The organism is Kitasatospora sp. NPDC094019 (assembly GCF_044764505.1).
GTDB lineage: Bacteria > Actinomycetota > Actinomycetes > Streptomycetales > Streptomycetaceae > Kitasatospora.
Map to the genome: position 1 here is coordinate 420,014 of NZ_JBIWIF010000002.1, position 25,341 is coordinate 445,354.

The 25,341-nt window shown below is 75.0% G+C and carries 23 protein-coding genes and 1 riboswitch; of the genes, 13 read left to right on the plus strand and 10 right to left on the minus strand.

Going from position 1 to position 25,341, the window contains the following annotated elements:
- Window positions 1–6: 6 nt before the first annotated feature.
- From ACIQ9P_RS06920 to ACIQ9P_RS06930, 3 genes are all read right to left on the minus strand, one after another.
- The gene (locus ACIQ9P_RS06920; RefSeq protein WP_402350893.1) at window positions 7–966 is read right to left on the minus strand and encodes an STM4015 family protein; all 960 of its coding nucleotides are present in this window, start codon (window positions 964–966) and stop codon (window positions 7–9) included.
- A 109-nt stretch (window positions 967–1,075) separates the two neighbouring features.
- Window positions 1,076–2,029 carry an STM4015 family protein gene (locus ACIQ9P_RS06925; RefSeq protein WP_402350896.1) on the minus strand — a complete coding sequence of 318 codons (954 nt, stop codon included), beginning with the start codon at window positions 2,027–2,029 and terminating at the stop codon, window positions 1,076–1,078.
- 328 nt (window positions 2,030–2,357) lie between these two features.
- Window positions 2,358–3,050, minus strand: coding sequence for a hypothetical protein (locus ACIQ9P_RS06930; protein WP_402350898.1), 693 nt, complete (start codon window positions 3,048–3,050; stop codon window positions 2,358–2,360).
- 334 nt (window positions 3,051–3,384) lie between these two features.
- Between ACIQ9P_RS06930 and ACIQ9P_RS06935 the strand changes: the two genes are divergently transcribed.
- Together ACIQ9P_RS06935 and ACIQ9P_RS06940 are read left to right on the plus strand one after the other, a co-directional pair.
- Window positions 3,385–3,711, plus strand: coding sequence for a hypothetical protein (locus ACIQ9P_RS06935; RefSeq protein WP_402351481.1), 327 nt, complete (start codon window positions 3,385–3,387; stop codon window positions 3,709–3,711).
- A gap of 139 nt (window positions 3,712–3,850) precedes the next feature.
- Complete coding sequence (locus ACIQ9P_RS06940; protein ID WP_402350901.1) at window positions 3,851–5,008, plus strand: DUF6745 domain-containing protein; 1,158 nt, start codon at window positions 3,851–3,853, stop codon at window positions 5,006–5,008.
- Between the two features lie 114 nt (window positions 5,009–5,122).
- Here ACIQ9P_RS06940 and ACIQ9P_RS06945 read toward each other — a convergent pair whose 3' ends face one another.
- The gene (locus tag ACIQ9P_RS06945) at window positions 5,123–5,332 is read right to left on the minus strand and encodes a hypothetical protein (protein WP_402350904.1); all 210 of its coding nucleotides are present in this window, start codon (window positions 5,330–5,332) and stop codon (window positions 5,123–5,125) included.
- Between the two features lie 266 nt (window positions 5,333–5,598).
- Here ACIQ9P_RS06945 and ACIQ9P_RS06950 point away from each other — a divergent pair, with 266 nt between their 5' ends.
- Window positions 5,599–6,747 (plus strand): ABC transporter substrate-binding protein, encoded by a 1,149-nt coding sequence (locus ACIQ9P_RS06950; protein WP_402350907.1) that lies wholly within the window; start codon window positions 5,599–5,601, stop codon window positions 6,745–6,747.
- 142 nt (window positions 6,748–6,889) lie between these two features.
- On the opposite strand, the gene ACIQ9P_RS06955 is transcribed toward ACIQ9P_RS06950, so the two are convergent.
- Entirely contained in the window at window positions 6,890–8,386 is a 1,497-nt protein-coding gene (locus ACIQ9P_RS06955; protein WP_402350909.1) for a bifunctional phosphatase PAP2/diacylglycerol kinase family protein, read from the minus strand.
- A gap of 191 nt (window positions 8,387–8,577) precedes the next feature.
- Between ACIQ9P_RS06955 and ACIQ9P_RS06960 the strand changes: the two genes are divergently transcribed.
- From ACIQ9P_RS06960 to ACIQ9P_RS06970, 3 genes are all read left to right on the plus strand, one after another.
- Window positions 8,578–9,342 carry a lysophospholipid acyltransferase family protein gene (locus tag ACIQ9P_RS06960; RefSeq protein WP_402350912.1) on the plus strand — a complete coding sequence of 255 codons (765 nt, stop codon included), beginning with the start codon at window positions 8,578–8,580 and terminating at the stop codon, window positions 9,340–9,342.
- A gap of 42 nt (window positions 9,343–9,384) precedes the next feature.
- Window positions 9,385–9,891 (plus strand): DinB family protein, encoded by a 507-nt coding sequence (locus tag ACIQ9P_RS06965; RefSeq protein ID WP_402350915.1) that lies wholly within the window; start codon window positions 9,385–9,387, stop codon window positions 9,889–9,891.
- A 73-nt stretch (window positions 9,892–9,964) separates the two neighbouring features.
- On the plus strand, window positions 9,965–10,723 hold the full coding sequence (locus ACIQ9P_RS06970) for a class I SAM-dependent methyltransferase (protein WP_402350917.1): 759 nt from the start codon (window positions 9,965–9,967) through the stop codon (window positions 10,721–10,723).
- Between the two features lie 65 nt (window positions 10,724–10,788).
- On the opposite strand, the gene ACIQ9P_RS06975 is transcribed toward ACIQ9P_RS06970, so the two are convergent.
- Entirely contained in the window at window positions 10,789–11,526 is a 738-nt protein-coding gene (locus tag ACIQ9P_RS06975; RefSeq protein WP_402350920.1) for an alpha/beta hydrolase, read from the minus strand.
- Window positions 11,527–11,852: 326 nt separating this feature from the next.
- On the opposite strand from ACIQ9P_RS06975, the gene ACIQ9P_RS06980 reads away from it, so the two are divergent.
- From ACIQ9P_RS06980 to lepB, 4 genes are all read left to right on the plus strand, one after another.
- A complete protein-coding gene (locus tag ACIQ9P_RS06980; protein ID WP_402350923.1) occupies window positions 11,853–12,803 on the plus strand; it encodes a RimK family alpha-L-glutamate ligase in 951 nt (316 codons plus the stop codon).
- A 209-nt stretch (window positions 12,804–13,012) separates the two neighbouring features.
- A riboswitch (M-box (ykoK) riboswitch) is annotated at window positions 13,013–13,199 on the plus strand.
- 359 nt (window positions 13,200–13,558) lie between these two features.
- Window positions 13,559–14,731, plus strand: coding sequence for a magnesium and cobalt transport protein CorA (locus ACIQ9P_RS06985; protein WP_402350926.1), 1,173 nt, complete (start codon window positions 13,559–13,561; stop codon window positions 14,729–14,731).
- A gap of 194 nt (window positions 14,732–14,925) precedes the next feature.
- Window positions 14,926–16,011: a helix-turn-helix transcriptional regulator gene (locus tag ACIQ9P_RS06990; protein WP_402350929.1), complete on the plus strand. Its 1,086-nt coding sequence runs from the start codon at window positions 14,926–14,928 to the stop codon at window positions 16,009–16,011.
- Between the two features lie 149 nt (window positions 16,012–16,160).
- On the plus strand, window positions 16,161–17,312 hold the full coding sequence (gene lepB / locus ACIQ9P_RS06995) for a signal peptidase I (protein WP_402350932.1): 1,152 nt from the start codon (window positions 16,161–16,163) through the stop codon (window positions 17,310–17,312).
- A 70-nt stretch (window positions 17,313–17,382) separates the two neighbouring features.
- Here lepB and ACIQ9P_RS07000 read toward each other — a convergent pair whose 3' ends face one another.
- From ACIQ9P_RS07000 to ACIQ9P_RS07010, 3 genes are all read right to left on the minus strand, one after another.
- Window positions 17,383–18,075: a TetR/AcrR family transcriptional regulator gene (locus tag ACIQ9P_RS07000; protein WP_402350935.1), complete on the minus strand. Its 693-nt coding sequence runs from the start codon at window positions 18,073–18,075 to the stop codon at window positions 17,383–17,385.
- A gap of 122 nt (window positions 18,076–18,197) precedes the next feature.
- The gene (locus ACIQ9P_RS07005) at window positions 18,198–19,445 is read right to left on the minus strand and encodes an MFS transporter (RefSeq protein ID WP_402350937.1); all 1,248 of its coding nucleotides are present in this window, start codon (window positions 19,443–19,445) and stop codon (window positions 18,198–18,200) included.
- The gene (locus tag ACIQ9P_RS07010; protein WP_402350940.1) at window positions 19,442–20,350 is read right to left on the minus strand and encodes a pirin family protein; all 909 of its coding nucleotides are present in this window, start codon (window positions 20,348–20,350) and stop codon (window positions 19,442–19,444) included. Before ACIQ9P_RS07010 ends, ACIQ9P_RS07005 begins: the two co-directional genes overlap by 4 nt.
- Before the next feature lie 175 nt (window positions 20,351–20,525).
- On the opposite strand from ACIQ9P_RS07010, the gene ACIQ9P_RS07015 reads away from it, so the two are divergent.
- From ACIQ9P_RS07015 to ACIQ9P_RS07025, 3 genes are all read left to right on the plus strand, one after another.
- On the plus strand, window positions 20,526–21,113 hold the full coding sequence (locus tag ACIQ9P_RS07015; RefSeq protein ID WP_402350943.1) for an NADPH-dependent FMN reductase: 588 nt from the start codon (window positions 20,526–20,528) through the stop codon (window positions 21,111–21,113).
- A 77-nt stretch (window positions 21,114–21,190) separates the two neighbouring features.
- Entirely contained in the window at window positions 21,191–21,988 is a 798-nt protein-coding gene (locus ACIQ9P_RS07020; protein ID WP_402350946.1) for an MBL fold metallo-hydrolase, read from the plus strand.
- A gap of 268 nt (window positions 21,989–22,256) precedes the next feature.
- A complete protein-coding gene (locus tag ACIQ9P_RS07025; RefSeq protein ID WP_402350948.1) occupies window positions 22,257–23,450 on the plus strand; it encodes a trans-sulfuration enzyme family protein in 1,194 nt (397 codons plus the stop codon).
- Between the two features lie 95 nt (window positions 23,451–23,545).
- Here the strand turns inward: ACIQ9P_RS07025 and ACIQ9P_RS07030 are convergent, their stop codons facing one another.
- Window positions 23,546–25,333, minus strand: a complete 1,788-nt coding sequence (locus tag ACIQ9P_RS07030; RefSeq protein ID WP_402350950.1) for a SpoIIE family protein phosphatase — start codon at window positions 25,331–25,333, stop codon at window positions 23,546–23,548.
- Window positions 25,334–25,341: the final 8 nt, after the last annotated feature.

The window sequence follows — 25,341 nt, forward strand, 5'->3', positions numbered from 1 at the left end:
CCGCGCCTACTCGGACACCTCGACGTAGCGCCACTCGTCCTCGTCCTCGTCCTCCTCCTCGGCGTCGGAGAGGTCGACGTCCACGCCCGGAAGGGCCTGCCGGACCCGCTCCTGCATGGCCTCGCCGAGGTAGTGGTGGTGCAGGTCGAGGCTCTTGAGATGGGTGAGCGGCTGGCCGTCGAGCAGCGCGGCCGCGCCCTCGTCGCTCAGCACGCCCATCGACAGGCTGAGCGTGCCGAGCTGCGCCACCACGGGGGCGTGCGCGACGGCGGCGGCGATCTCGTCCTGGAACTCGCTGTTCTGCAGGCCGAGGTGGCGCAGCGCCGGCAGCCGGCTGCCGGTGAGCAGCGGCGCGATGTCGTCGATCGTCGCGTCACCGCCGTACTCGTCGACGCCGAACCACAGCTCCAGGCTCTCCAGGGCGGGCAGCTCGCTCGCGGCGACCGCCCGGACCACCTTGGCCGGCAGCCCTCCGCTCTCCAGCCGCAGGTGGGTCAGCCGCTCGTGCCGGAAGGGTTCGAGCCGCAGCCCGTTGCCGCCGCGCACCACGAGGTCGGTCAGTCCGGGGAAGGCCGTCAGGACCGGGGTGACGTCGGACATCTCCAGCCAGGAGATCTCGCAGTCCTCGGACGAGACGTCGGCGATGAACAGGCCCTCCAGGGCGGGGAACCGGTCGGCGGCGGCGACGATCCTGGTGAGCGCCTCGGACACCGGGGTGTAGTCCTGGATCCACCAGGGGCCGAGGATCAGACCGCGGACGGTGGCCGGGTCGACCGCCTCCAGGAACGCGGACCAGAGGGCGTCGAAACCGCCCTCCGCTCCGTACGCCACGGCGAGCCGCCAGGTGACGGTGCCCGGCTCGGGAAGCTCGATCCGGTCACCCCGGTTGGGCCGGCGGGGCCGGTCGACCGAGAAGTCGACGACCGGCAGGTGGAGGAAGCGGTCGGTGGTGCTGGTGATGATCACGGGTGCCCCCTGGGCGGCGGAATCGGCGAGTGCTGGCGCGGTCGGACGGGCTGAACAAGGACGGGCCGGACGGGGACGGGCCGGACAGTGCGGCCGTCCGCCGGGCGGGCTACTCGGCCACCGCCACGTACTGCCACCGCTCCTCGGGCCTGCCCGCCTCGGAGAGGTCGAGCTCGACCCCGGGCAGGGCCTCGCGCAGCCGCCGCAGCATGCCCTCGCTGAGGTAGTGGTGGTGCAGGTCGAGGCGCTTGAGGTGGGTGAGCGGCTGGCCGTCGAGCAGCGCCGTCGCGCCCTCGTCGGTGAACACGCCCATCGACAGGTTCAGCGACTCCAGCCGGGCCACCACCGGGGCGTGCGCGACGGCGGCGGCGATCTCGTCCTGGAACTCGCTGTTCTGCAGGCCGAGGTGGCGCAGCGCGGGGAACCGGCCACCGTCCAGGAACGGATCCAGATCGGCCGGGCGGGTGCTGCCGCCGTAGGCGTGCACGCCGAGCCAGAACTCCAGCCGCTCCAGCGCGGGCAGCTCGCTCGCCGCGACCGCCCGCGGCACCGCCTTCGGGAGGCCGCCCGACTCGAAGCGCAGCGCCCGCAGGTGCTCGTGCCGCAGTGGCTGGAGCGCCAGCCCCTCACCCTCCGCGTACTCGCCGGAGGCACCGCGCACCACCAGCTCGGTGAGCAGCGGGAAGGTCGTCAGCACCGGCGTCACGTCGACCATCTCGATCCAGGAGATCTCGTTCTCCTCGTACGTGATGTCGCCGATGAACAGGCCGCGCAGCGCGGGCAGGCGGTCGGCCGCCCCCAGGAGGGCGGCCAGCGGTCCGGCGAAGCTCACCGGGCCGTCGTGCGACCAGTCGCCGATCACCACGGCCGTGACCGCGGTGGTGTCCACCCGGTCGAGGAACTGCCCCCATCGGGCGGTCCACTCCCCCGCGGCGTCGAACTCGGTCCGGATCTTCCAGGCGACGGCGCCCGGATCCGGCAGCTCGTCGCCCGCGTCGACGGCGGTGACGAAGTCGAGGACCGGCAGGCCGTGGAAGTCCTCGATGTGGTTGTTGACCGTCATGCGCTGCTCCTGGGGCGTCGGTGCGGACCGAACAACTGTCTACCAGCCGGGACCGACAGTTCCCCGCCCGGGTCGGCCCGGGACCTGTCGCCGGGGTGCCCCGGGCCGCTCCCGGGGCGGATCCGGGCGGGTGGTGCGTGGCCGACTGACACGGCATCTCTCCAGAAGCCTCACAAGGAGGCATGGCACCCGTGCGTTCGCGCTGCCTAGGCTCCGCATGTGCACGACGACAACGTGCGCGGCCGGCGGCGGAGGACACCGACCGGTGCGGGCCTGCCGTCCGGCAGCACGGGAAAGATCCTATGAACTACTGCGCGCCCTGCCGCCGTCATCTGAACGGCGCTCTGGCCTGCCCCGGCTGCGGGGCGCCCGCGACCGGCCCGGACCGCGCCCCGGCGTCCGCGAGCCCGCTGCCGGAACCGGTGGCGGCGGCGGGACCGGCCGCGCCCGGCGTCGGCCCGGGCGGCAGCCGACCGGGCCGCCGGACGGCACGGCGGGCGCGTCGGCGGACGGGACGGATCGTGGTGTCCGTGCTCGGTGTCGCGGTGGTGGGCCTCGGTGCGGCGACGCTGGTGGCGAACGGCTCCGAGGACGTACCGGCCGAGGCGGCCGTGCCGGCCCCGGTCACCGCCGGGGCGGCGGGAGGTGGTCCGACGATGACCGCGGCCCCGGTGGTGACGGCCCCGGCCCCGGGCCCGTCGACCACCAGGCCGTCCGCGAGCAGGACGGCGTCCGCGTCGCCCTCCGGGTCACCCACCGCGTCCGGCCCGGCGGCGCCGTCGTCCTCGGCGGTCAAGGGCGGCGGGGCCACGGCGCCGACCGGCGGAGGCTCGCCGGAGCAGGGAGGACCCGCCACCGCGTCGGCCGTCCCGTCGCCGCCGGTCACCGCCCCGCCGCCGGCCACGCCCTCGACGCCGGGCCCGCCCCCGTCGACCGGTGGCTCGCCCACGGGTCCGGCCACCGGTGGCGGCACCGCCACCGGCACGCCGTCCGGATCACCCACCCCGCGACCGACGCCCACCTGTACGCCGTTCCTCTTCTGGTGCACCTGAGCGAGGCGTACCAGCTCGCCGACCACCACGGTCCGGTCCGGTTCTCGCCGGAGCCGGCTCTCGGTCTCCGGGGCGGAACAGCCGGCTCTTCCCGGGCCCTTCCGGCTCCTGCTTCCCGTCGTCGGCCGCAGCGACCGTCGACCGGCGCGAACCACCTGTCCCGACAGTCCCGATGATCCCGACAGCGCCGACGGTCCCGGCGTCCACCGGGGTCACTCGGGCACCGGGGCCGTTGTCGGACCCCTGTCCTATGGTCCGTGGTGTGGGAATCCGATGCGTCGTCGAATCGACGAGGGAGAGCTGATGTTCCGTCAGGGTGACGTGCTGTTGGTACCGGTGGAGGAAGGGGTGGTCCCGTCCCGGGTGGCCTCGCTGGCCGGGCAGCCGAGGGATGCCCGGGGTCGGCTGGTGCTGGCCCTGGGCGAGGTGACCGGGCACGCGCACGCCGTGGTCGGGCCGGGGGAGCTGCGACGCGAGGCGGGTCCGTTCGGCGCGGCGTGGCTGCACCTCCCGGAGGGCGGCCGGGTGGTGCACGAGGAGCACGCGGCGATACCGCTGCCCAAGGGCTGGTTCCGGGTGGTCCGTCAGCGCGAGTACGTGCCGGGCGCGGTGCGGATCGTCGCCGACTGACGGAGGCCGTGCGCGGGTGCGCGCCCGGCGGGTGCGCGGGACGGGAAACGGGGCGGGGAAGCACGAGAAGGTGCGGGCGTACGGCGTCCGCGCCATGGCCGGGCGGGGCGCGCGGCCGGGAACGGAGAGGGTGATGAGGATGGGGACCGGACAGACGGCACCGGCCGTGGCGCCGGCACCGGCGTCGACCGAGGTGGCGGCAGAGGTGACGGCCCGCTGGCGGGCGACCGCCGCCGCGACCGGCCCGGCCGACCGGGTCGGCGTCGAGCGCGCGGTGCGGTCCGCGTACCGGGCCGCCGGCCTGGCCGAACCGACCGGCATCAGGTGGTTCGGCTCGCCGCTGGCGGCGGCGGAGGCTGCTCTGGAGCTGCGCGCGGCCGGGGCCTCGACCGTCCGGGAGGCGGTCAGGACCCTGCCGTGGGACGCGGTCCGCCGCCAGGCGGTCGAGCGGACCGGCGTGGTCGGTTGGGCGCCGCTCTGGGCGCTGACCGGCGGAGAGCTCGGCCCGGTGACGAACGCCCTCGCCGACCGGATCCGCGGCGCCCTGCTCGACCGGCTCGCCCCCGACCCGGCCACCGGGGACCACCCGCCGGGCGAGGCGTGGGCGCCCCGCGAGCGCCGTACCGCCGCCCGGCTCGCGCTGCTCGACGCCGTCCGGGGGCAGCACGACGCGCCCTGGTTCGCCGCCTTCGAGGCCGCCGGTGTGCTGGGCGAGGTGCCGGACGGCCCGCCGGGCGGGATGGCCGCCGCCGGTGCGGGGATCGCGGCGCTGGCCGAGGTGGCGCGCGCCACCGGCTGGTGGTGGCCCTACGCGGACACGGTACTGATCAGCGAGCGCCCGATCGCCCTGCACCGCGACGAGGCCGGCCGCCTGGACCGCGCCGACGGACCGGCCCTCGAATACTCCGACGGCTTCGCCCTCCACGCCTGGCGGGGCATGCCCGTCCCCGCAGAGTTCCTGGCCGGGCTCGGCACCGTCACCGCCGAGCGGATCCGCGCCGAGGAGAACGCCGAGCTGCGCCGCGTCCTGCTGGAGCACTACGGCTACGAGCGCTACCTCGCGGACTCCGGCGCCGAGCCGCTGCACCGGGACGAGACCGGTGTGCTCTGGCGGATCCAACTGCCGGACGACGAGCCGGTGGTGATGGTCGAGGTGGTCAACTCGACCGCCGAGCCGGACGGCACCTTCCGCACCTACTGGCTGCGGGTGCCGCCGGACACGCGCACCGCCCGCGCCGGTGTGGCCTGGACCTTCGGCACGACCGAGGCGGAGTACCGGCCCCAGCGCGAGACGTGAGCGGGAGGACGGGCCGGGAGGGGGCGGGGCCGGGGAACACGGCACCGCCCGCGCCGGGGACGGGCGCGGGCGGTGCGGTTCCGTGGTGGAACCGGGGGACAGGAAGGGACCGGGTCAGTGGACGTCGATGCCGTCGAAGGAGCCGATGACGGCGTCACCGCCGACGTTGGTGATCTCGCCGCCGGCGAGCTGGTTGCCGGTGCCGATGACGGTGATGGTGGTGGTGTGCACGGTCACCGTGTCGTCGGCGAACGCCTGGGTGGGGACGGAAATGGCGCCGACGGCGGCGATGAGGACGGCGAACGTACGGACGGTTCGGTACATGGCGTAAATCCCTTCGTGGGCAAACGGTGCTTCGAACCCTAGGGACCGATCCGGGGCGAAAGGGGGGAATGTCACCTGAACGGGGTGACCTGCGTGTCGCCGGGGCGGTTTCGTCGTGCGGTGGCCGTCCGTCAGGCCCCGGCCGGTCGGGCGCCGAGTCCCGGAGTGGCGCCCCGGAGCCGCGCCCCGGAAGCGTGGTCCGGCCGTGGGTAGGCTGCGGGTCCCGATCATGAGCCGCCGGGACGACCACGGGGAGAGACCGTCGCATGAGCACATCACCGGACCTCGCGGGGTCGGAAGAAGCGCACCGGAAGCCCAGGCCGCACGGGGCGGCGCCCGCCGACGGGCGGTCCGTCCGGATCGGGACCCTTGTGCCGTTGACCCGTCCCGGCTGGGCGGCGGCGGGTCGGCACCTGCTCGCCGGACTCGACCTGGCCGCCCGCGAGGTCAACGAGGCCGGGGGGATCGCCGGCCGGCCCGTCGAGCTGGTGGTCCGTGACACCGCCGCCGATCCCGGGCGGGCCGAGAAGGCCGTGGAGGAACTGGTCCACCTGGGGGTGGCCGCCCTGGCGGGGGAGTACCACAGCGTGGTCGCGCGGGCCGCGGCCGCCCGGGCCGAGGCCCTCGGTCTCCCCTTCCTGTGCTCCTCCGCGGTGCTCGACGCGCTCACCGACCGGCCGTCCGAACGGGTCGCCCGCCTCGCCCCGGCACAGTCCCACGGGTGGCGCGTCTACGCCGACTTCCTTCTCGGCGCCGGACACGACCGCATCGCCGTGGCGGCCGACCCGAGTGTCTACTGGGCGGCGGGGACCGGCATCCTCCGCGATCGGATCACGCCGCGCGGCGGCACCCTGGTCGAACTCGACCTGCGCACCCTCACCCCGGAGCAGGTCTGCGATCGGCTCGCCGCCGACGGCGCGACCGCCCTCCTGCTCCTGGCCGGCCACCCCGACCCGGCGGTGCCGATCGTCCGCGCCGTCCGCCGGGACCACCGCCTCGCCGGAGTCCTGATCGGCGCTCCGGCGGGGCAGCCGGAACTCGCCGACTGGGCGGCGCTGCTGGGCGAGGACGGCGCCGGGGTCCCGTTCCTGCGCTACCTGCCCGAACGCCTCGGCCCGCTCGGGACCCGGGTCGGGGCGGCGCTGCGGGAGCGGCTGGGGGAGGAGCCCTCCTTCGTCGCCTTCGAGGGCTACGACACCGTCACCGTGCTCGCCGAACTGCTGCGCTCGCACGGCACCGACCGGGACCGGATCGCGGCGGGCTGGCCGCAGGTCGCGGTCGAGGGCACCCGGGGGCCGGTCCGGTTCTCCCGCGCGCCCGGCACCGGCGTGTGGCAGTGGGTCTGGGCTCCGGTCCAGGTGGCCGACCGCGACCCGGCGGACCCCGGTCGCTTCCGGGTCCTGCACACCGGCTGAACAGACCGGCTGAACAGACCGGATGACCAGACCGGCCGGACACGCAGGCCGGACACGCAGGCCCGGCGCGCAGGCCGAGCACGCCGTCGCTGACCGGACCACCGGACCACCGGGCCACCGGACCACCGGCCGGCGACGGCGTTCAGTCCGCGGCGGGCCGGTAGACCGTCAGCGCCCGTCCGGACTTGGCGAGCCGGAGCGGTCCCTTCGCGGGAACCGACTCCCCGTCGACCGCCATCCGGTCGGCGTCCCCCAGCGCCTCCAGGTCGAGCGCCCGGAGCCGGGCCGCGTGGTACACCCGGGACCGGGCGAGCGTGCCGGAGAGGAACGCGGCGGCGAGCCTGGTCCTCGCGAACGGCCGGCCCGCGTCGACCACCCGGACGTCCAGCAGGCCGTCCGCGAGCCCGGTCCGGTGGGTCGGGGCGAAGCCCGGCGGATCGTAGGCGCCGTTGCCCGCGAACAGCAGCCACAGCCGCCGGTCCCGCCCGCCGGCCCGGACGGTGACCGGCTCGCCGTTCACCAGCACCTTCGCGGTGGCCACCGCGAGGGCCGGCCACTTGCCCATCCGGTCCTCCAGCGACTCCCGCAGCTTCACCAGTTCGGGGTAGACACCGAGGCTGAAGGTATTGAGGAAGTAGCGCTGCTCGGTGCCGTCGGCGGCCAGACCGAGGTCGACCCCGCACGCGTTGCCGGCGATCACGGCCGTCGCCGTCGCCTCGAAGTCCTCGATGCCGAGATCCACCGCGAAGTGGTTGAGCGTGCCACCGGGGAAGACCGCCAGCGGCAGGCCCCGCTCCACGGCCAGCCCGGCCGCCAGATTGACGCTGCCGTCTCCGCCGCAGACCCCGAGCGCCCCGCCCGCGGCCTCGGCCCGGTCGGCGGCCTCGGCGAGGAGGGCGGGCAGGTCGTCGTCCGGCCCGCAGAGGCTGATCTCGGCCCGGGGCAACAGGTCGCGCAGCACGGCGACCGTCTCCTCGGGGCCGTAGGACGCCAACGCGCCGCTGCCGGAGCCGGAGTTGACCACGACCGACAGGCCCTGACCCTCGGGCAGGGCCGGGGCCGGGAGGCGCGCGGGCCCGGCGGCGGGCCGCAGGTCCGAGGAACGGGGCCACCAGCGCAGCGTCAGCGCGGCGACGGCCGAGCCCAGCGCGAAGCCCGCCAGCACGTCGCTCGGGTGGTGCGCGCCGGTGTACACCCGGGAGGCCCCCACGGCCAACGCGACCGGCGCCACGACGGCGGCGGCCACCGGGGACTCGATCGCCACCGCCGTCGCGAAGGCCGCCGCCGAGGCCGAATGCCCCGAGGGGAAGGAGGTGGTGATCGGCTGGCGCAGCAGTCGCCGGGCGACCGGAACCGCGTCGAGCAGGGGCCGCGGGCGCCGGGTGAGTTGCTTGGCGGCCACATTGGCCGTGAAGGACGCGAGTGCCAGCGCGCTGACCCCGCGCAGTGCCGCCCGCCGTCCGCTCCGCCCGCCGATGGCCCCGAGCACGGCGGCCGTGCCGAACCACAGTTTCCCGTGGTCGGCGGCGCGGCTGGCCCGGCGCAGCAGTTCGCCGCCCCGTGATCCGGCCCCGAAAGGGTGCTCGGACACGGCGATCCGATGGAACAATGCCTGGTCGATGACGTCCAGTCGCCTCATCCGACCGAGCCTAGACGTGTTCGGCGCCGAGCGCGCGCCGAACGGCCGTCACATGGTTCGTACACGGTCGGCAGACGGCCTTCCGAAGCCCTGCTCCCGGCTTGAGTACGGGTACTCAGGCACCGTCCGGCGCACCCGAGCAGACTGTCGGACAGCACCCCGCTCCACCGTCACCGAGGACGACCCACGCCATGCTGAGCCGCACCGCCGCCCTCCTGCTGCCCGCCTTCGGCAGCCTCCGCATCACCGCCGACCCCGAGCCCGGCGCCGCCGACGACGCCGTCCCCGGCCCCGAGCCCGCCGACGACGCCGTCCCCGTCGTGCCCGCCGTCGCGCCGGGCAGCATCGTCGCGGCCAACCACACCTCGCTCGCCGACCCCGTCGTGGTGCTCGCCGCCCTGCACCGGCTCGGCGCCCGGCCGGTCGTGCTGGCCACCGCCGGTCTGTGGCGGATCCCCCTGCTCGGGTCGCTGCTGCGCCACGAGGGGCACATCGCCGTCCACCGGGGCACGGCGCGGGCCGCGGAGTCGCTCGACGCGGCGGCCCGGGCACTGGCGGCCGGGCGGGTCGTGCTGATCTACGGCGAGGGCGGGCTGCCGCGCCGCCGGGACTCCGGCGAACTGCCGCCCGGCCCCTTCCGCAGCGGCCTGGCCCGGCTCGCGCACGCCACCGGCGCGCCCGTCGTGCCGCTCGGCCAGGCCGGCTCCCGCCGGCTCACCTCGGGCGGGACGTCGAAGCAGCTCGCCGGTCTCGCCACCGCTCCGCTCCGCCGCCCCGGCCTGCACGTCCACCTCGGCGCCCCGCTCCACCTCCCCTCCGACACCGCCGAGGCGACCGCCCGCGCCCACGACGCCGTCACCGCCGCCTGGACGGCCGCCAGCCGGTACGCCGGGGGCCGCCAGGACCCGGCCCGCCCCGCCACGGCCGGACGCGGTCCGGGGGCGACCGGTCCGTAAACATGTCGACAGCGGTCAGGTGATTCGGAATGCTGTCCTCCGATGACGAGAATCGACGACACGCCTCCCGCCTGGGACGAGCGCACGCAGCTGACCACCTTCCTCGACTACGCCCGCGACACCACCCGCGCCAAGTGCGAGGGCGTCTCCCCGGAGAACGCGCGCAAGGCACTCCTGCCCGGCTCGCCGCTGATGACCCTGAGCGGGGTGGTGAACCACCTCCGCTGGGTCGAGTACTACTGGTTCCAGATGGTCTTCCTCGGCGAGGAGGACCAGGGCCCCTGGACGGAGGAGGACCCCGACCGCGAGATGCGGATCGCCGTCGACTTCCCGCTGCCGCAGTTGCTCGACGAGTACGCCGAGCAGAGCGCCCGCTACCGCGAACTGGTCGCCGCGAGCGACCTGGCCGACCGGGCGAAGCGGCCGATCCGCGACGGCCTCCACGTGGACCTGCGCTGGATCCTGCTCCACCTCACCGAGGAGACCGCCCGCCACAACGGCCACCTCGACATCCTGCGCGAACTGCTCGACGGCACCACCGGCTACTGACCCGCCCCGACGCCCCACCGGTCCGCAGCCGCCCCGGCGGCGAACCGGTGGCCGGTGGGAGAGGATGAACGGCATGGAGCGAACCTTCGAGGACCTGACGGCGGAGGCGGCCGCGGCGTCGGTGGACGGCTGGGACTTCTCCTGGCTGGACGGCCGGGCCAGCGAGGAGCGGCCCTCCTGGGGGTACCAGCGGCTGCTGGGCGAGCGGCTGGCACAGGCGTCGGCCGCGCTGGACGTGCAGACCGGGGGCGGCGAGGTACTGGCGGGAGTGGCCGCGAGCTTCCCGCGGACGATGGTCGCCACCGAGGCGTGGCCGCCGAACGTCGCCAAGGCTGCGGCCCTGCTGCACCCGCTCGGCGCGGCCCTGGTCGCCGACCCGGACGAGCCGCCGCTGCCCTTCGCCGACGGGTCCTTCGACCTGGTGACCAGCCGTCATCCGGTGACGGTGTGGTGGTCCGAGATCGCCCGGGTGCTGCGCCCCGGCGGCAGCTACCTGGCCCAGCACGTGGGGCCGGCCTCGGTGTTCGAACTGGTCGAGTACTTCCTCGGACCGCAGCCGGAGGCGCGCCGGGCCCGGCGGCCGGAGGACGACGCGGACGCCGCCCGGGCCGCCGGTCTCGACGTGGTCGACCTGCGCGCGGAGCGGCTGCGGATCGAGTTCCGGGACATCGGCGCGGTGGTGTGGTTCCTGCGCAAGGTGATCTGGATGGTGCCCGGGTTCACCGTCGACGCCCACCGGGAGCGGCTGCGTGAACTGGACGCCCGGATCCGGGCGGAGGGGCCGTTCGTGGCCCACTCCGCCCGGTTCCTGGTCGAGGCCCGTAAGCCCTGAGACCCCAAGCCCTCGGTTCCTCGGGCGCCGCGCTCAGCGCCCGCGGGCGGCCCGACGGTCCGGCCTCACCTCAGGTGCCGGCCGAAGAACTGCGCCGCGGCGTCGCCCGCGAACTTCGGGACACCGGTGTGCCCGCCGAGGTTGGCGTGCAGCGTCTTCTCCGCGGAGCCGAAGGCGTCGAAGAGGTCCAGGGACGCCTGCCGGTCGTTGCCCTCGTCGTCCCACTGCAGCAGGACGTGCAGCGGGACGGTGACCCGGCGGGCCTCCTCGAACGTGGCGGCCGGTACGAAGCTGCCCGCGAACAGGACGGCGGCCGCGATGCGCGGCTCGACCAGGGCCAGCCGGGTACCGATGGCGATCACTCCCCCCGAGTACCCGACCGGGCCGCCGACCCCGGGCAGTGCCAGGAGGGCGTCCAGGGCCGCCTGCCACTCGGGGACGGCCTGTTCGACCAGGGGGAGGACGAGCCGGTCGACGATCTCGGCGCCGATCGGTTCACCGGCCGTCATGGCCCGGCGCAGGTCGGCGCGGGCCTGTTCGGTGACGGCGGAACGGGGCCGCTCGCCGCTGCCGGGGAGTTCGAGGGTGGCCGCGGCGAAGCCGTCCGCGACGGACTGCCGGGCCCGGTCCAGCAACCGGGGGTACATCCGCTCCAGCCCGCCGGGGTGGCCGATCAGGATCAGCGGGACCGGCGCGGAGGGGGACGCGGACGCGGGCGTCCAGAGGATGCCGGGAATTCCGTCGAGGGTGAATTCGCGTTCGAGGACGCCGTCGTCGAGGCGCTGCTCGGAGGTGAATCGCATGGTCGTGCCTTTCGGGAGTGCTCCTGGAAGGGCGCTCCCGGACGACCTATCGCCCGACCATGACTCCGGAAGGGAGCACCCATGTCGATACAGCGTTCACGGGTACCACCTCCTTGTTCTCTCGCACGGCCATCGGGAATCTAACAGCGGCCGCCCGGGCGTGCCAAACGGTTTTCCCGGTGCGGTCGGCCGACGGGGCGGTGACATGGCGCCGGAGTGAACGCGTGGTGCTGTTCGGGCGTACGTGAATGCTCCCGGAGCACCTTCCCCGCCCGGGTGCCGGGAAGCCCTTGCCTGGACATGTCCGCGACATGTTCCATGGGGTCATGGGGCGCAGCGAGCTCGTTCTGATGACCGACCACGGCTCGACCGAGGGCAGCCGGGAGACGCTGGCCACCGCGGTGCGACGGCTGACCGGGCAGGCGCCGTTCCTGCTCGACGCCCGGCACTTCATGACCGGCGGCGAGGACGGCCCCGCCGGCGGCGGACGGATACGGGGCACCGGCGACGGGGTCGCCCTCGAAGTCCCCTCCGAGGGAATCGCGTTGACCGTCCGGACGGTGCTCCTGTACGAGATACCGCCGCACCGCCGCCACGAACTCGTCGACTGCCAGCGGCTCCTGCGCGAACACCGGGTCCGCTCGCTCGGCACGGCCGCCGACGGCTGGCGGGCGGCCACCGACAAGCGCCTCACCGTCGAGTGCTTCGCCCGGGACGGCGTCCGCCAGATGCCCACGGTGACCCTCTCCCGGCCCACCCGGGCCGAGGCCGTCGAGGTGTTCGAACGGCTCGGCGGCGACATCTGGGCCCGCCCGGCCCTCGGGATGAGCGGCCAGGACGTGTTCCACGTCACCACCCGCGCCCAGCTCGCCGAGGCGGCCGAGCGCTACGCCGAGGCCGGTACCGCCTGGCTGCTCGCCGCCGACGCCCGCAACTTCACCGCGGACGGCCGGCGCCACCAGTACCGGGTGACCGTGCTCGCCGACCGGGCGCTCCGCGCCGTCGAACATGTGCAGGACGACCCCGACCAGCCGTGCAACCTCGCCCGGGGCGCCGTGTCCACCCCGCTGCCGGTCGAGCGGCTGCCCGCCGGGCTGGCGGAACTGGCGGTCGCGGCCACCCGTTCGGTGGGGCTTCCGTTCGCGGCGGTCGACCTCGCGGGGGAGAGCGGCGGGGCGGTCTTCGAGGTCAACGTCCACCCGGCGTTCGGCTCGCCCGGCGCCCTGGAGGCGGTCGCCGTGCCGTACGTGGCCGCCCACCTGGCGCCGACGGCCTGACGCCCGCGTCGCCACCGCGGCGAACCCGACCGGCCTCCGGCGCAGACGAGTTGACGTCGTTCCGGACCGGCGCGCGCCCGGGGCGCGGACCGTCCGCGCGAGCCCTCCGCGAGACCCGCGCGTCGACCGTCGCACGCTCCGCGCCGAATCGTGGCCGTACCCCTGGTCGAAGCCCCCCTCCGCCGGGTACTACACTCGTGGAGGTTGTGAAGGCACCTCGTTCGGTGAGGCGTCGCCATGGACACAGGCCACTGACCCCACGACGTCGAGAGACGCCCAGGGTCAGGACAGGTCTCCCCGGCCTAAGGGGTGACCCCAAGTGGCTGCACCCCTCGGGACCATCCCGGGTGCTACGCCGTGGCGTGCCAAAGCTCTGACGAGATCAAGGGGTGCCCACCCGACGCTGCGGCGCCCGTGCGCGCCCGCCCGGCGGTGTGGACCCTCCCGACGGCCCGACAACGGCGACCCCGCGTGGGCGCCCCGACGGCGAGGAGGTGAGAGCGGTGGAGTGCAGTAGTAGTCCGGGTCGAAGTAGGCCCCGCCCCAGGACGTTCACCTCGTCTCCCGGCACCCGGCGCCCCTCCTCCCGTACGGCTCCCGACCCCAGCCGTCGCACCGCCCGCCGCTGATCCGGCGCGGCCGCGCGGCCCGGTCGCCGTGCGTGGTGGAGGACGGCCGGGCGCCTCCCGCCCGCCCCGCACCCCCCACCTGCTGTGTCCGGTGCGGCGGCCCCCGAACCGCGGAGGTACCCCGTCATGTCCGACTGGCGTGTGCGCGCAGTGCGTGCGAGCAAGCTCCCCTTCTCCCGTCCCACCAACCCGGGTGGCGGCACCACGCCCGCCCAGCCCGCCCCCGAGCACTCGATGGACCCGCGCCCCGACCAGCCGGTCGAGCACGTGAGCCTGGAGCGCTCCGTCGTCGACGCCGGCGTCTACCGCGAGGGGCACCGGCTCGCCTCGGCCACCGACCTCGCCGGCGTCTACCGCGAACTGCCCGGCAAGCCCGGAACCATGGCCTGGATCGGGCTCTACCGCCCGGCCGAGGCCCAGCTGCTGGAAGCCGCCGAGCGGTTCAACCTGCACGAACTGGCCGTCGAGGACGCCATCGTGGCCCACCAGCGCCCCAAGCTGGAGCGCTACGGCGACACCCTCTTCGTGGTGCTGCGCGCCGCCCGCTACCTGGACGACGTGGAGGAGGTCGACTTCGGCGAGATCCACCTCTTCGTCGGCCCCGACTTCGTCCTCACCGTCCGCCACTCCCAGGCCCCGGACCTCTCCACCGTCCGCCGCCGCCTGGAGGCCGACCCCGAACTCCTGGCCCTGGGCCCCGAGGCCGTGCTCTACGCCGTCCTGGACGCGGTGGTGGACGGCTACGCCCCGGTCATCGCCGGACTCCAGCACGACATCGACGAGATCGAGACCGAGGTCTTCGGCGGCGACCCGCAGGTCTCCCGGCGCATCTACGAACTCTCCCGCGAGGTCATCGAGTTCCAGCGCGCCACCCGCCCGCTGCTGGAGATCATGCAGAGTCTGGAGGCCGGCTTCGAGAAGTACGGCACCGACGAGGAACTCCGCCGCTACCTGCGCGACGTCGCCGACCACGCCACCTACGCGGCCGAACGGGTCGACGGCTTCCGCCAGATGCTCCAGAACATCCTCACCCTCAACGCCACCCTCGTCTCCCAGCGCCAGAACGAGGAGATGAAGCAGCTCGCCGAGGCCAGCCACGTCCAGAACGACGAGATCAAGAAGATCTCCTCCTGGGCCGCCATCCTCTTCGCCCCGACCCTGGTCGGCACCATCTACGGCATGAACTTCACCACCATGCCCGAACTCAAGTGGGCCTTCGGCTACCCCTTCGCGATCGCCCTGATGGCCCTCGTCTGCACGAGCCTCTACCTGATCTTCAAGCGCCGCAACTGGCTGTAGCGCCGCCCGACCGCCCCCGCCGCCGCGGACGGTCGGAGCGAACGCGCTCCGACGGTTCCCGGGGGCGGTCGGCGGGGGTCGGGCGACCGTCGGGAGGATGAGGTGGGGGAGGGCGGGGACCGTCTGGAGGTGGAGGGCGGATCCGTCCGGCGGGGCATGGGCGGGTGGTCGGTGTGCGTGTTAGTTTCCGGCGCATGGGATCACGTGCGGCACGTGGGGTGGCGGCGCAACAGGCGATCGAGGGGCTGCGGGAGCTCGCCGGGGCGGGGCTCGGGGCCGAGGGGGTGTTCCGCAGAGCGGACGAGTTGCTGCGGGGGGTCCTGGAGTACGACGCGGTCTGCTGGCACTCGGCGGATCCGGCGACCGGGCTGGTGAACTCGGTGCTGAGCGACGACCTCAGTCTGGAGGGGTTCGAGAACGCGGTGCGCCTGGAGGTGTGGGCGGACGACGTGGCGACGTTCTCGGCGATCCGGCGCAGCGGGGTGCGGGCGGAGACGCTGAGCCGGGCGACCAAGGGGCGGCTCACGGAGAGTGTGCGGTTCCGGGAGCAGATCCGGCCGGCGGGGTTCGGGGACGAGCTGCGGGCCGTGTTCGACGCGCACGGCGGGATGTGGGGGTGCGCGGTCTTCCTGCGGGCGCCCGACCGGGGGCCTTACCTGGCCCGGCACCGGGAGCTCGCGGACCTCGCCGCGCGCCACCTCGGCCATGCGCTGAGGGCCTGTCACGTGCCGTCGGCGGACGTCGGATCGGGCCGGTCGGCGGACGCGGGGCCGGCGGTGGTGGTGCTCGGCCGGGGGAACCGGCCGGTCGCGATCTCCGGCCCGGCGGAGGAACTGCTGAGCCGGCTCTCCGACCCGAGCCGGACCTCGCTGCGGGTACCCATGGCGGTCGCGATGGCCGCCGAACAGGCGCGCCGGGTGGCCCACGGTCTGCCCGTGCCGCAGTCGAAGATCAGGGTGCAGGACCGGGCGGGCCGCTGGTTCGTGCTGCACGGCTCGGCGATGAAGGGTGCCGCCGACGACCTGGTGACGGTGGTGGCGGCGCCGGCGACGCCCGCCGACGCGATGCCGCTGTACCTCTCGGCGTACGGCCTGACGGCGCGGGAGCAGGAGGTGGCGCTGCTGCTGGTGCGGGGGTGCGACACCAGGGACGTGTCACGGCTGCTGGCGATGAAGCCGTACACGGTGCAGGACCATCTGAAGTCGGTGTTCGCCAAGGCGGGTGTGGCCAGCCGGCGGGAGCTGGTCGCGCGGATCATGCTGGGTGGTGGGGTGTCGTAGCGCCGGGGCCCGGGGTGTACGTTCTGACGGGTCGGTGGCGGGCGGGGGCGGACGACTGCGGCCCGGCCCGGTTGCGGGAACCGTCGATCGTTAGCTGACAACGGGGGGTCCCGCACGGGGCCCGCCGGGCCGTCCGGAGGGGGTCAGGGATGAGCGTGGAGGAGACCGCCGGTTCGGCGGGCAGGGGTCAGGGCAGTGGTGAGGGCCGGGGGCCGGGCGAGGCGGAGGTTCCGGAGGCGGTGGCCACGGCCACCGGGGACGGCGACGCCGCTGGAGGCGTGGAGGCGAACACCGGGAGAGGGGCCGACACCGCCCGGGACGGCGGCCCGGACGGTGCCCCGGACAGTGGCCCGGACGGCGGTGCGAGCGAGGGCGGCAAGGGCGGGCGCGGGAAGGCGAGGAAGAAGCGCCCGTTCTGGCAGGAGCTGCCGATCCTGATCGGGATCGCCCTGCTGCTCTCACTGGGCATCAAGACCTTCTTCGTCCAGGCGTTCTCCATCCCCTCGGGCTCGATGCAGCACACGCTGGAGAAGGACGACCGGGTCCTGGTCGACAAGTTGACCCCGTGGTTCGGTGCCGAGCCCGAGCGCGGTGAGGTGGTGGTCTTCAAGGATCCGGGCGGTTGGCTGGACTCGGCGCCCCGGGTCAAGGGCAACGCGTTCGTCGAGGGGATCCGGACGGCGCTCGGCACGGTCGGCCTGCTGCCCTCCGACAACGAGAAGGACCTCATCAAGCGGGTGATCGCGGTCGGCGGTGACACCGTCGAGTGCCGGGAGGGCAGCCCGGTCAAGGTCAACGGCGCGGCGCTGGACGAACCGTACCTCTACCCGGGCGCGACGCCGTGCGGGGACGCGCCGGTGGGCACGGTGACGGTGCCCAAGGACCACCTGTGGGTGATGGGGGACCACCGCAACGACTCCCGCGACTCGCGGTTCCACGTCAACGAGCCCGGCGGCGGGTTCGTCCCGGTGAAGAACGTGATCGGCCGGGCGTTCGTGATCGCCTGGCCGCTGTCGCGCTGGGACACCCTGTCGGTACCGGACACCTTCGACCAGAAGGGCCTCGCGACGGGCGCCCCGGCGGCGGGTGCGCCGGACGGCCTCGGCGGGCGCGGCGGGGAGGGCCCGGCCGATCCTTCGGCGCCGGAGGCCGCTCTGATGGCCGCGGCCGTTCCGTTCGTGCTCCGGCAGCGCCGCCGGGCAGAGCGGGTCGAGCCTGCGGAGCCGACGGAGCCGACGGAGTCGACCGGGCGGACGGACCGGACGGAGCCGACCGGGCGCACGGGGGACGCCGACCGCTGAGTACCTGGTGACGTGTCCGCCGCCGTCTCCGCCCCGGTCCTCCCGGGGCCGGGGCCGGCGGCGGTCCGGTTCAGAGCGGGCCGTGCCAGCCGGGGGGACGGCCGTAGCGGGCGAGGAAGAGGTCGACGCCGGCCCCGATGGTGCGGGCGAGTTCGGCGTCGTCGACCGGGGTGGCGGGGGCGAAGGTGTGCACCAGCTGCGGGATGCCGACGGTGGTGGCCACCAGTTGCTGGACGGCGAGCATCGGGTCCGGCACGTGCAGTTCGCCCTTGGCGGTGAGGTCCGTGAGCACCTCGACCAGCGGGCCGTTGTTCATGTCGTAGGTGACCCGGTACCAGAGCTGGCCGAGCTGCGGGAAGCGGTCGATCTCGCCGATCACCAGTCGGCGCAGCAGCATGATCTCGGGGCGCAGCAGGATGCGGGCGAGCTCGGTGGAGTGGCGGACCAGGGCCGTGCGCAGGTCCGGGGCGGTGGCGAGGGCGCGGGCGGGCGGCGTCAGGTCGGCGTAGGTCTTGGGCAGCACCCCGCTGACGACGGCCAGGAACAGGCGCTCCTTGCTGCCGAAATGCTTGTAGATGGTGGCCTTGGAGACGCCGGACCGGTTGGTGATGACGTCCATCGAGGCGGCCGAGTACCCCTCGGCGAGGAACTCCGCGAGGGCGGCGTCGATGATCGCCTGGCGCTTGCGGGCCGCGGCGTCGCCCGGGGCCGGGATGATCGGCATCCCGTACTCGTCCGTGGCGTCCTGGCGCTCGGCTCCCATGCGTCCGTCCTTCGTCCTGCGTCGGGGTGGGAAAGGGGGCTTCCCTGGCGGGGGTGGGCTACTGCGACGGGATGGTACCGACCGTTTGGGGTGGTAGTGACCGGTCCGGGTGATTGGACCGTTCAGTATAGGAACTGAACCGTTTGGTCCGCAAAGCCCGCAAGCACCGGACCTGCGGCGACGCCGGCCGGGAAGGCCAGGTTGAACAGTCCGATCGCGCCGCCCTGCCGCTCCGGGGCGAGACCGCCGACCGCCGAGCCGGTGAGCACTCCCTGCCCGCCGGCCGTGACCAGTGAGCTGAGCGCGGAGCCGAGCAGGACGACCGGGGGCCACGGTGCGAAGGCCGCCGCGACGGCGGCCGCGGTCGAACCCGCCGCCAGCAGCACCCGGACCCGTCCCGTCCCCAGGGCCGGGGCGAGCCGCACCAGTTGCCAGGAGAGCAGCGCGCCGCCGAGCGCCACCGACGCGACCGCGGCGCCGGTGGGCAGCGGACCCCAGCCGGTGAGGGCGGTCACCCGGCGCGGGGCGCCGTACACCAGGGCGAAGTTGACGGTGGCCAGCGCGAGCATGAGCAGTGCCGGGCGGCGGAAGTCGGGCCGCCGCAGCAGACCCAGCGGAAGGGCGTCGCGGAACCGACCGCCGGGCGCCCCCGGCCGGATGTTCCCGGGCCGATCGGGCCGAGGGGTCCGCCCGACCCGCCCGGCCTGCCCGGTCGGACGCAGCACGGCGAGGAGCACGGCGGGGACAACCGCGAGAGCGAGCAGCGGCATGACCAGCGCGGCCCGCCAGCCGAGCAGCTGCGAGGCGCCCGCGCCGACGAACAGGCCGAGCGTGCCGCCGGCCGCGTTGCCGATCGCGACCAGTCCGGTGGAGCGCCCCGAGTGGTCGCGGCCGGCGATCCGGAAGGCCGCGACGGTCAGCCCCGCCGCTCCGGCGGCCTCCACCGCCCGCCCGGCGGCCAGTGGCAGCAGGGCGGAGGGCGAGGCCAGCACGATCGCGGCGCCGAGGGCGACCAGGACCGCGCCGGCCCGGACCAGGGCGGCGGGGCCGCGCCGTCCCGCGGTCGCGGCCAGCAGCGGGGTCCCGGCCAGCAGGCCGAGGCCGTAGGCCGTCATCAGCCAGGCCGCCGAGGCGGTCGGGACGCGCAGGGCGTGGGCGGCGGTGGGCAGGGCCAGGCTCGGCCCGGAGATTCCGCTCGCGGCGGCGGCGATCAGCAGCGCCGCGGCGGCCGCCCCCGGCGCCCGTCGGGCCGGCGCGGTGGACCGCGGAGCGGCGGGAGCGGGAACGGGAGGAGTGGGAGCGGCGGGCGCGGTGGCGCGCGGGCGGGTGGGCGCGGCGGGACGGGCCAGCCGGACCGGCAGGGCGCTCATACCGGCATCCGGCCCATCAGACCGCGCGCGAAGTCCTGCTGCGCCCGGTGGAGCTCGGCGACCGTGTTCATCACGAACGGCCCGCTGCGGGCGACCGGTTCGCCGATCGGCTCGCCGGCCAGGACGAGCACCTCGGCCGGCCCGTCCACGGCCCGGACGGTGAAGCTCCCGGCGTCGTGGTCGAGCACGGCGAGGTGCCCGTCGGGCAGCGCGACCCCGGCGGTCTCGGCCCGGCCGGTCAGGGTGTGGAGCGCGGCGGTGTGGTGGGCCGGCGCGGTGAACGTGGCCGAGCCGCCGGCCGCGAGCCGCGCGTGCACCACCAGGAGCGGGGTGTGGGTCTCGAAGGGCGCGGTCGAGCCGTGGGTGGTTCCGGCGAGGACGGTCAGTTCGGCGCCCTCGGCGGTGCGGACCACCGGCAGGTCGGCGGCCTCGGCGTTCTGGCTGCGCGGCGGCACGCCCTTGAGCCGTGCGGGCAGGTTCACCCAGATCTGCAGCATGTGCTGGCGGCCGCCGGCGGCGAGGAACTCCGGGGTGGGCAGGGCCTCGTGGACGATGCCCGAGCCGGCGGTCAGCCACTGGACGCCACCGCCGCGGACCACGGCCCGGTGGCCCCGGGAGTCGGCGTTCGCGATGTCCCCGTCGATGACGTACTGGATCGTCTCGAAGCCGCGGTGCGGGTGCGGGGGAGCTCCCTTGGCCTCGCCGGGGGCGAGGTCCACCGGACCGACCTGGTCGACCATCAGGAAGGGGTCGAGGAAGGGCAGGTCCTCGGTGGGGAAGGGGCGGCGGACGGGGAAGCCGGCGCCCTCGAAGGTGTGGAACGGGGAGACGACGCGGGCGACGGAGCGGCCGGCGGTCGGGGTGGTGGTCGCGGTCGGGGCGGTGGGTGCGGGGGTCGTGGTCATGGAAAGAACTGAACTACACCATTCAGTTCAGTGTCAAGACTGAACAGTTCAGTTGACAGGATGAACTGATCCGTCTAGTTTTCTCGGTGTCGACCCCGACAGTCACCACCGCACCACCCGTCACATCACCATCTGTCGGATCACGATCCGTCACATCACCACCGAGGAGCACCTCATGACCGCGTCCAGGATCTTCGCCATCTCCGGCTCGCTGCGCGCCGACTCGCACAACACCCGCCTGCTGAAGGCCGCCCAGAAGTTCAACCCGGGCGGCCAGGAGATCGAGATCTACGAGGGCCTGCGCGAGATCCCGCCGTACGACCTGGACCTCGACACCCCCGAGCTGCGTCCGGCCGTCGTCCAGGACCTGCGCCGACGGGTCGCCGAGGCCGACGGCCTGCTGATCGCCACCCCCGAGTTCAACTACTCCATCCCCGGCGTGCTCAAGAACGCGATCGACTGGATCAGCACCGACTGGACCCGCACCGAGGGTCTGCCGCTGCACCGCAAGCCGACCGCCATCCTCGGCGCCGCGCCGACCAACTTCGGCAGCGTCCGCGCGCAGCTGGCCCTCCGTCAGGTCTTCGTCTGGACCGAGACCGATGTGGTGGTGAAGCCCGAGGTCATCGTCTTCCGGGCGCACGAGCGCTTCGACGAGGAGGGCAACCTCACCGACGAGATCACCATCGGCCTGATCCAGGGCCTGCTGACCGCGCTCCAGGAGAAGATCGACGCCAAGGCCGAGCGCGCGGACCGCGGCTGACGGTCCGCCCCGCCGCACCGCACGCACCACGGGGGAAAGAGATGTCCGACCACAGCGAACCAGCACCCAGCACGAACGTGACCACGAACGCGACCACGACCACGTCCGCCGCCCCGGTCACCGTCACCGCCGCCCACCTGGGCACCGCCACCGTCCTGTTGCGGATCGGCGACCTGACCGTTCTCACCGACCCGGCCCTCGACCCGGGCCCGGCCGACTATCCGGCGGCCCGCCCGCTGCGCCGGACCGCCGGCCCGGCGCTCACCGCCGACCGCCTGCCGCCGATCGACCTCGTCCTCCTCTCCCACGACCAGCACGCCGACAACCTCGACCCGACCGGCCGGACCGTCCTGGCCCGCGCCACCACCGTGCTCACCACCCCCGAGGCCGCCGAACGGCTCGGGGGAGCGGCCGAGGGGCTGGCGACCTGGGAGAGTCGCCGGATCACCGCCGGGGGCACGACCGTCACCGTCACGGCCACGCCCGCCCGGCACGGGCCGCCCGGCACCGAGGAGGTCACCGGCCCGGTCACCGGCTTCGTGGTCGAGTACGAGGGCGGCACCCTGTACCTCTCCGGGGACACCGTCCGCCACGACGCGCTGGCGGGCATCGCCGAACGCTTCACCGTGGACACCGCCTTCCTCCATCTGGGCGACGCCCACTTCCCGTCCACCGGCGACCGGGCGTTCTCGATGAGCGCCCGGGAGGGGGCCGAGCTGGCCCGCGTCCTGGGCGCCCGCACCGTGGTCCCGGTGCACTACGAGTCCTGGGAGCACCTCGGCGAGGACCCGACCGCCATCACCGGGGCCTTCTCGGCCCCCGACCTGGCCGGGCGGCTGCGCCTGCTGACCCCCGGCGTCCCCGAGCCGCTGTGAGCGGACCGGGGCGCCCCGGGGGCCGCCGCCGCTGACACGCGACACCGGACCCCGGACCCCGGACCCTGGGACCCGGGACCCGGGACCCGGGACCCGGGCCGGCTCCGGGGCGGGACCGGCCCCCGGGTCCGAGCACCGTCCGTCCCTCCGCAACAGGGGTGCGGAGGGACGGACGGGCAGCAGCGGCCGTGGCCGGAGGGAGGATTCGGGGCCACCGGGATGGAATTGGCCCTGGCCCGGTGGCGGCGGACCCGGCCAGGATGGGGGGATGAGCGACTTCCACCACGGGCTGCGTCCCGAGAGCCGGATCGTCCACCCGCCCGTCGAGGAGGTGGTCGGGAGCCGGCCGCTGGGCGTGCCGATCCACCAGGGCCACGTCTTCGCGTTCCCCGACGGCGAGGCGCTCGCGGACGCTTTCGGGGGGCCCGACGGGGCCTTCCTCTACAACCGGTTCGGCAACCCGACGGTCCGCTCGCTGGAGCGCGCGGTGGCCGGACTGGAAGGCGGCAGCGGCGCGCTGGCCGCCTCCTCCGGGATGGGCGCGATCAACACCGTGCTGCTCGCCCTGCTCCGCTCCGGGGATCATGTGATCGCCCAGGAGAGCCTGTACGGCGGCACGTTCGCGGCCCTGGCCGACCTGGCCGCGCGCTGGGGGGTGGCGGTCACCCACGTCCGGGGCGACGACCCGGAGGAGGTCCGGGCCGCGCTGCGGCCCAACACCCGGCTGCTGTACCTGGAGACGGTCTCCAACCCGACCGCGCGGGTCACCGACCTGCCGGCCCTGATCGGCGTCGCCCGGGAGGCCGGGGTGCTGAGCGTGGTGGACAACACCTTCACCACCCCGCTGCTCTGCCGACCGATCGAGCACGGGGCCGACGTCGTGCTCCACTCGGCCACCAAGTACCTGGGCGGGCACTCCGACGTGCTGGCCGGGATCGCCGTCTTCGCGGACGCCGCGCTGCACCACCGGGTCTGGGAGCACGGTGTCGAACTCGGCGCCTCCCTGGACCCGTTCGCCGCCTGGCTGACCCTGCGCGGGATGCAGACCCTGGGCCTGCGGATGCGCCGGCACTGCGAGTCCGCGCTCGACCTGGCCGGACGGCTCGCCGCCCACCCGGCGGTCACCGCGGTGCACCACCCGGGACTGCCGGGCCACCCGGACCACGAGCTGGCCCGCCGACTGCTGCCGGACGGCCAGGGCGGGGTGCTCGCCTTCGACCTGGCCGGCGGACGCGAGGCCGCGGGCGCCTTCGTCGGCGCGCTCCGGCTCGCCTCGCTCGCGCCCTCGCTCGGCGGGGTGCACACCCTCGTCATGCACCCGGCCAGCACCTCGCACCGGCAGCTCTCCGACCAGGAGTTGGCCGCCGCCGGGATCGGCCCCGGCACGGTCCGGGTCGCCGTCGGCATCGAGCACCCCGAGGACCTCTGGGCCGACCTGGAGCAGGCGCTGGGCAAGGTCTGAGCCGAGACCCCGCCCTCTCCGAAGCCGCCGCGCGGGCCCGCTGCCTCCGGCCCGCTGCCTCCGGCCCGCGACCGCCGCCCCGCCGCCCCGGCCCGCTACCCCCGGGGTGGCGGCCGGTGCCTCGGCCGGGCCGCCAGGACGGCGATGTCGTCCTCGGCGGGGTGCCCGGAGGCCGGGCCGAGGGCGTGCAGGGCGGCGTCGAGCAGGTCGTCCAGCGGGCCGGTGGCGGGCAGGCGCAGGGCGGCCAGCCGGGCCAGCGAGACGTCGATGTCCTCGCCGCGCCGTTCCACCAGCCCGTCCGTGTAGAGCAACAGGGTCTCGCCGGGCAGCAGTGCCCGGGTGGTCTGCTCGTAGCCGCCGACCCCGGTGCCCAGCGGCGGGCCGGTCGGGATCCGCAGCAGTTCGGTGGGGCGGCCGGGCGCGACCAGGGCGGGCGGGAGATGACCGGCGCAGGAGAAGGTCCACCGGCTCCGGCCCGGGTCGGCGAGCGCGAGCAGGCAGGTCGCGGGGCGGGCGGACTCGTTGGCGGCGATGACGGTGTCCAGCTGGCGCAGGATCCGGTGCGGCGGCAGGTCCATGCCCGCGACGTCGCGCAGCGTGGAGCGGTAGGTGCTCATGTCGACGGCTGCCTCGACGCCGTGGCCCATCACGTCGCCCATGACCAGCAGGGTGCGCCCGAACGGCAGCCGGACGGTCTCGTACCAGTCGCCGCCGACCACCGAACTGCTGCCGGACGGCAGGTAGCGGGAGGCGAGTTCGAGGTTCTGGTGCGGGTTGCCCGGTTCGCTGAGCAGGGCGCGCTGGAGGTCGAGGGCGATGCCCTGGGAGCGGCTGTAGCGGCGGGCGTTGTCGATGCCGGTCGCGGCCCGGGCAGCGAGGTCGCCGACCAGCACCGCGTCGTCCGGGTCGAAGCCGGGGGAGGCGCCGGTGCGGGCCAGGGTCAGCAGGCCGACCAACTGGCCGCGCGCGGTGAGCGGCAGCACCAGCAGCGAGGTGACCCCGACAGTGCGGAAGACGGCCGCGGTGTCCGGATCGGGCGCCGCCGCGGCGAGTTCCCCGGCATCGCGTGGGGCGAGCAGCACGGCTACCCCGGCGGCCAGGGCGCGGGCCGCCGGCGATCCCTCCCGGTGGCGCACCGACTCGCCCGGCCGGGCCAGCGCGCCGACGTCCGCGCGAAGCGCGGCCGAGGCGGCGAGTCCGGCCCGGTGGAACCGCAGGCCCGGTGCCCCGCCGGGCCGGGCGGCGGTGTCCGGAGGCAGGACGTCGACGGTGGCGAACTCGGCCAGCCGGGGTACGGCGAACGCGGCGAGTTCGGCGCCGGTTGTGTCGATGTCGAGGGTGGTGCCGATCCGTTCGGCGGCGGCCTCCAGGAGGGCGAGCCTGGTCCGGGCCCGGGTGAGTTCGCGGCGCAGATCCTGGACCGGGTCGGGATCGTCGAGGACGAGCACGATCACGCCGGTGACGCGGCCGCCGGTGGCGAGCGGTCGGTAGCGGACCCGCAGGCCCACCGGGACGGGCGCGCCCGGGCCGTCGGGGCCCCCGGTGACGCGCTCGCGGTCGCGGCCGTCGGCCAGGACCCGGCGCAGGGTGTCGGCGGCGTCGGCGAAGGCCGTGTCGGCGGCGGGTCGGTCCAGCAGCTCGGTCCGGAGCAGGCCGGTGACGGCGGTGAAGGCCGGGTTGAGGTACCTCCAGCGCAGGTCCGGGTCGAGCAGGGCGACGCCGGCCGGCAGGGCGTCGAGCAGTTCACGCAGGACGTCGGGACGGTCGCTGTGGGTAGCGTCCGGGTCGCTCCCGGCGAGCGCCGCGGCCGCCGCCGTGAGCGCGGTGGTGTCCGCGTCCGTGGGGGTGCCGCCCTCTCCTCCGTCGCCGTGCCGGAACCGCATAGGTCCAT

What these genes read in the sequence shown, in the direction of transcription:
- ACIQ9P_RS06945 (WP_402350904.1), bottom strand. Translation starts at nt 5,332, where the DNA reads ATGTACCGAACCGTCCGTACGTTCGCCGTCCTCATCGCCGCCGTCGGC.
- lepB (WP_402350932.1), top strand. Translation starts at nt 16,161, where the DNA reads ATGAGCGTGGAGGAGACCGCCGGTTCGGCGGGCAGGGGTCAGGGCAGT.
- ACIQ9P_RS06985 (WP_402350926.1), top strand. Translation starts at nt 13,559, where the DNA reads ATGTCCGACTGGCGTGTGCGCGCAGTGCGTGCGAGCAAGCTCCCCTTC.
- ACIQ9P_RS06965 (WP_402350915.1), top strand. Translation starts at nt 9,385, where the DNA reads ATGACGAGAATCGACGACACGCCTCCCGCCTGGGACGAGCGCACGCAG.
- ACIQ9P_RS07030 (WP_402350950.1), bottom strand. Translation starts at nt 25,333, where the DNA reads ATGCGGTTCCGGCACGGCGACGGAGGAGAGGGCGGCACCCCCACGGAC.
- ACIQ9P_RS06970 (WP_402350917.1), top strand. Translation starts at nt 9,965, where the DNA reads ATGGAGCGAACCTTCGAGGACCTGACGGCGGAGGCGGCCGCGGCGTCG.
- ACIQ9P_RS06955 (WP_402350909.1), bottom strand. Translation starts at nt 8,386, where the DNA reads ATGAGGCGACTGGACGTCATCGACCAGGCATTGTTCCATCGGATCGCC.
- ACIQ9P_RS06990 (WP_402350929.1), top strand. Translation starts at nt 14,926, where the DNA reads ATGGGATCACGTGCGGCACGTGGGGTGGCGGCGCAACAGGCGATCGAG.
- ACIQ9P_RS07005 (WP_402350937.1), bottom strand. Translation starts at nt 19,445, where the DNA reads ATGAGCGCCCTGCCGGTCCGGCTGGCCCGTCCCGCCGCGCCCACCCGC.
- ACIQ9P_RS06940 (WP_402350901.1), top strand. Translation starts at nt 3,851, where the DNA reads ATGGGGACCGGACAGACGGCACCGGCCGTGGCGCCGGCACCGGCGTCG.
- ACIQ9P_RS06935 (WP_402351481.1), top strand. Translation starts at nt 3,385, where the DNA reads ATGTTCCGTCAGGGTGACGTGCTGTTGGTACCGGTGGAGGAAGGGGTG.
- ACIQ9P_RS07010 (WP_402350940.1), bottom strand. Translation starts at nt 20,350, where the DNA reads ATGACCACGACCCCCGCACCCACCGCCCCGACCGCGACCACCACCCCG.
- ACIQ9P_RS06980 (WP_402350923.1), top strand. Translation starts at nt 11,853, where the DNA reads ATGGGGCGCAGCGAGCTCGTTCTGATGACCGACCACGGCTCGACCGAG.
- ACIQ9P_RS06925 (WP_402350896.1), bottom strand. Translation starts at nt 2,029, where the DNA reads ATGACGGTCAACAACCACATCGAGGACTTCCACGGCCTGCCGGTCCTC.
- ACIQ9P_RS06950 (WP_402350907.1), top strand. Translation starts at nt 5,599, where the DNA reads ATGAGCACATCACCGGACCTCGCGGGGTCGGAAGAAGCGCACCGGAAG.
- ACIQ9P_RS07025 (WP_402350948.1), top strand. Translation starts at nt 22,257, where the DNA reads ATGAGCGACTTCCACCACGGGCTGCGTCCCGAGAGCCGGATCGTCCAC.
- ACIQ9P_RS06975 (WP_402350920.1), bottom strand. Translation starts at nt 11,526, where the DNA reads ATGCGATTCACCTCCGAGCAGCGCCTCGACGACGGCGTCCTCGAACGC.
- ACIQ9P_RS07015 (WP_402350943.1), top strand. Translation starts at nt 20,526, where the DNA reads ATGACCGCGTCCAGGATCTTCGCCATCTCCGGCTCGCTGCGCGCCGAC.
- ACIQ9P_RS07000 (WP_402350935.1), bottom strand. Translation starts at nt 18,075, where the DNA reads ATGGGAGCCGAGCGCCAGGACGCCACGGACGAGTACGGGATGCCGATC.
- ACIQ9P_RS06960 (WP_402350912.1), top strand. Translation starts at nt 8,578, where the DNA reads ATGCTGAGCCGCACCGCCGCCCTCCTGCTGCCCGCCTTCGGCAGCCTC.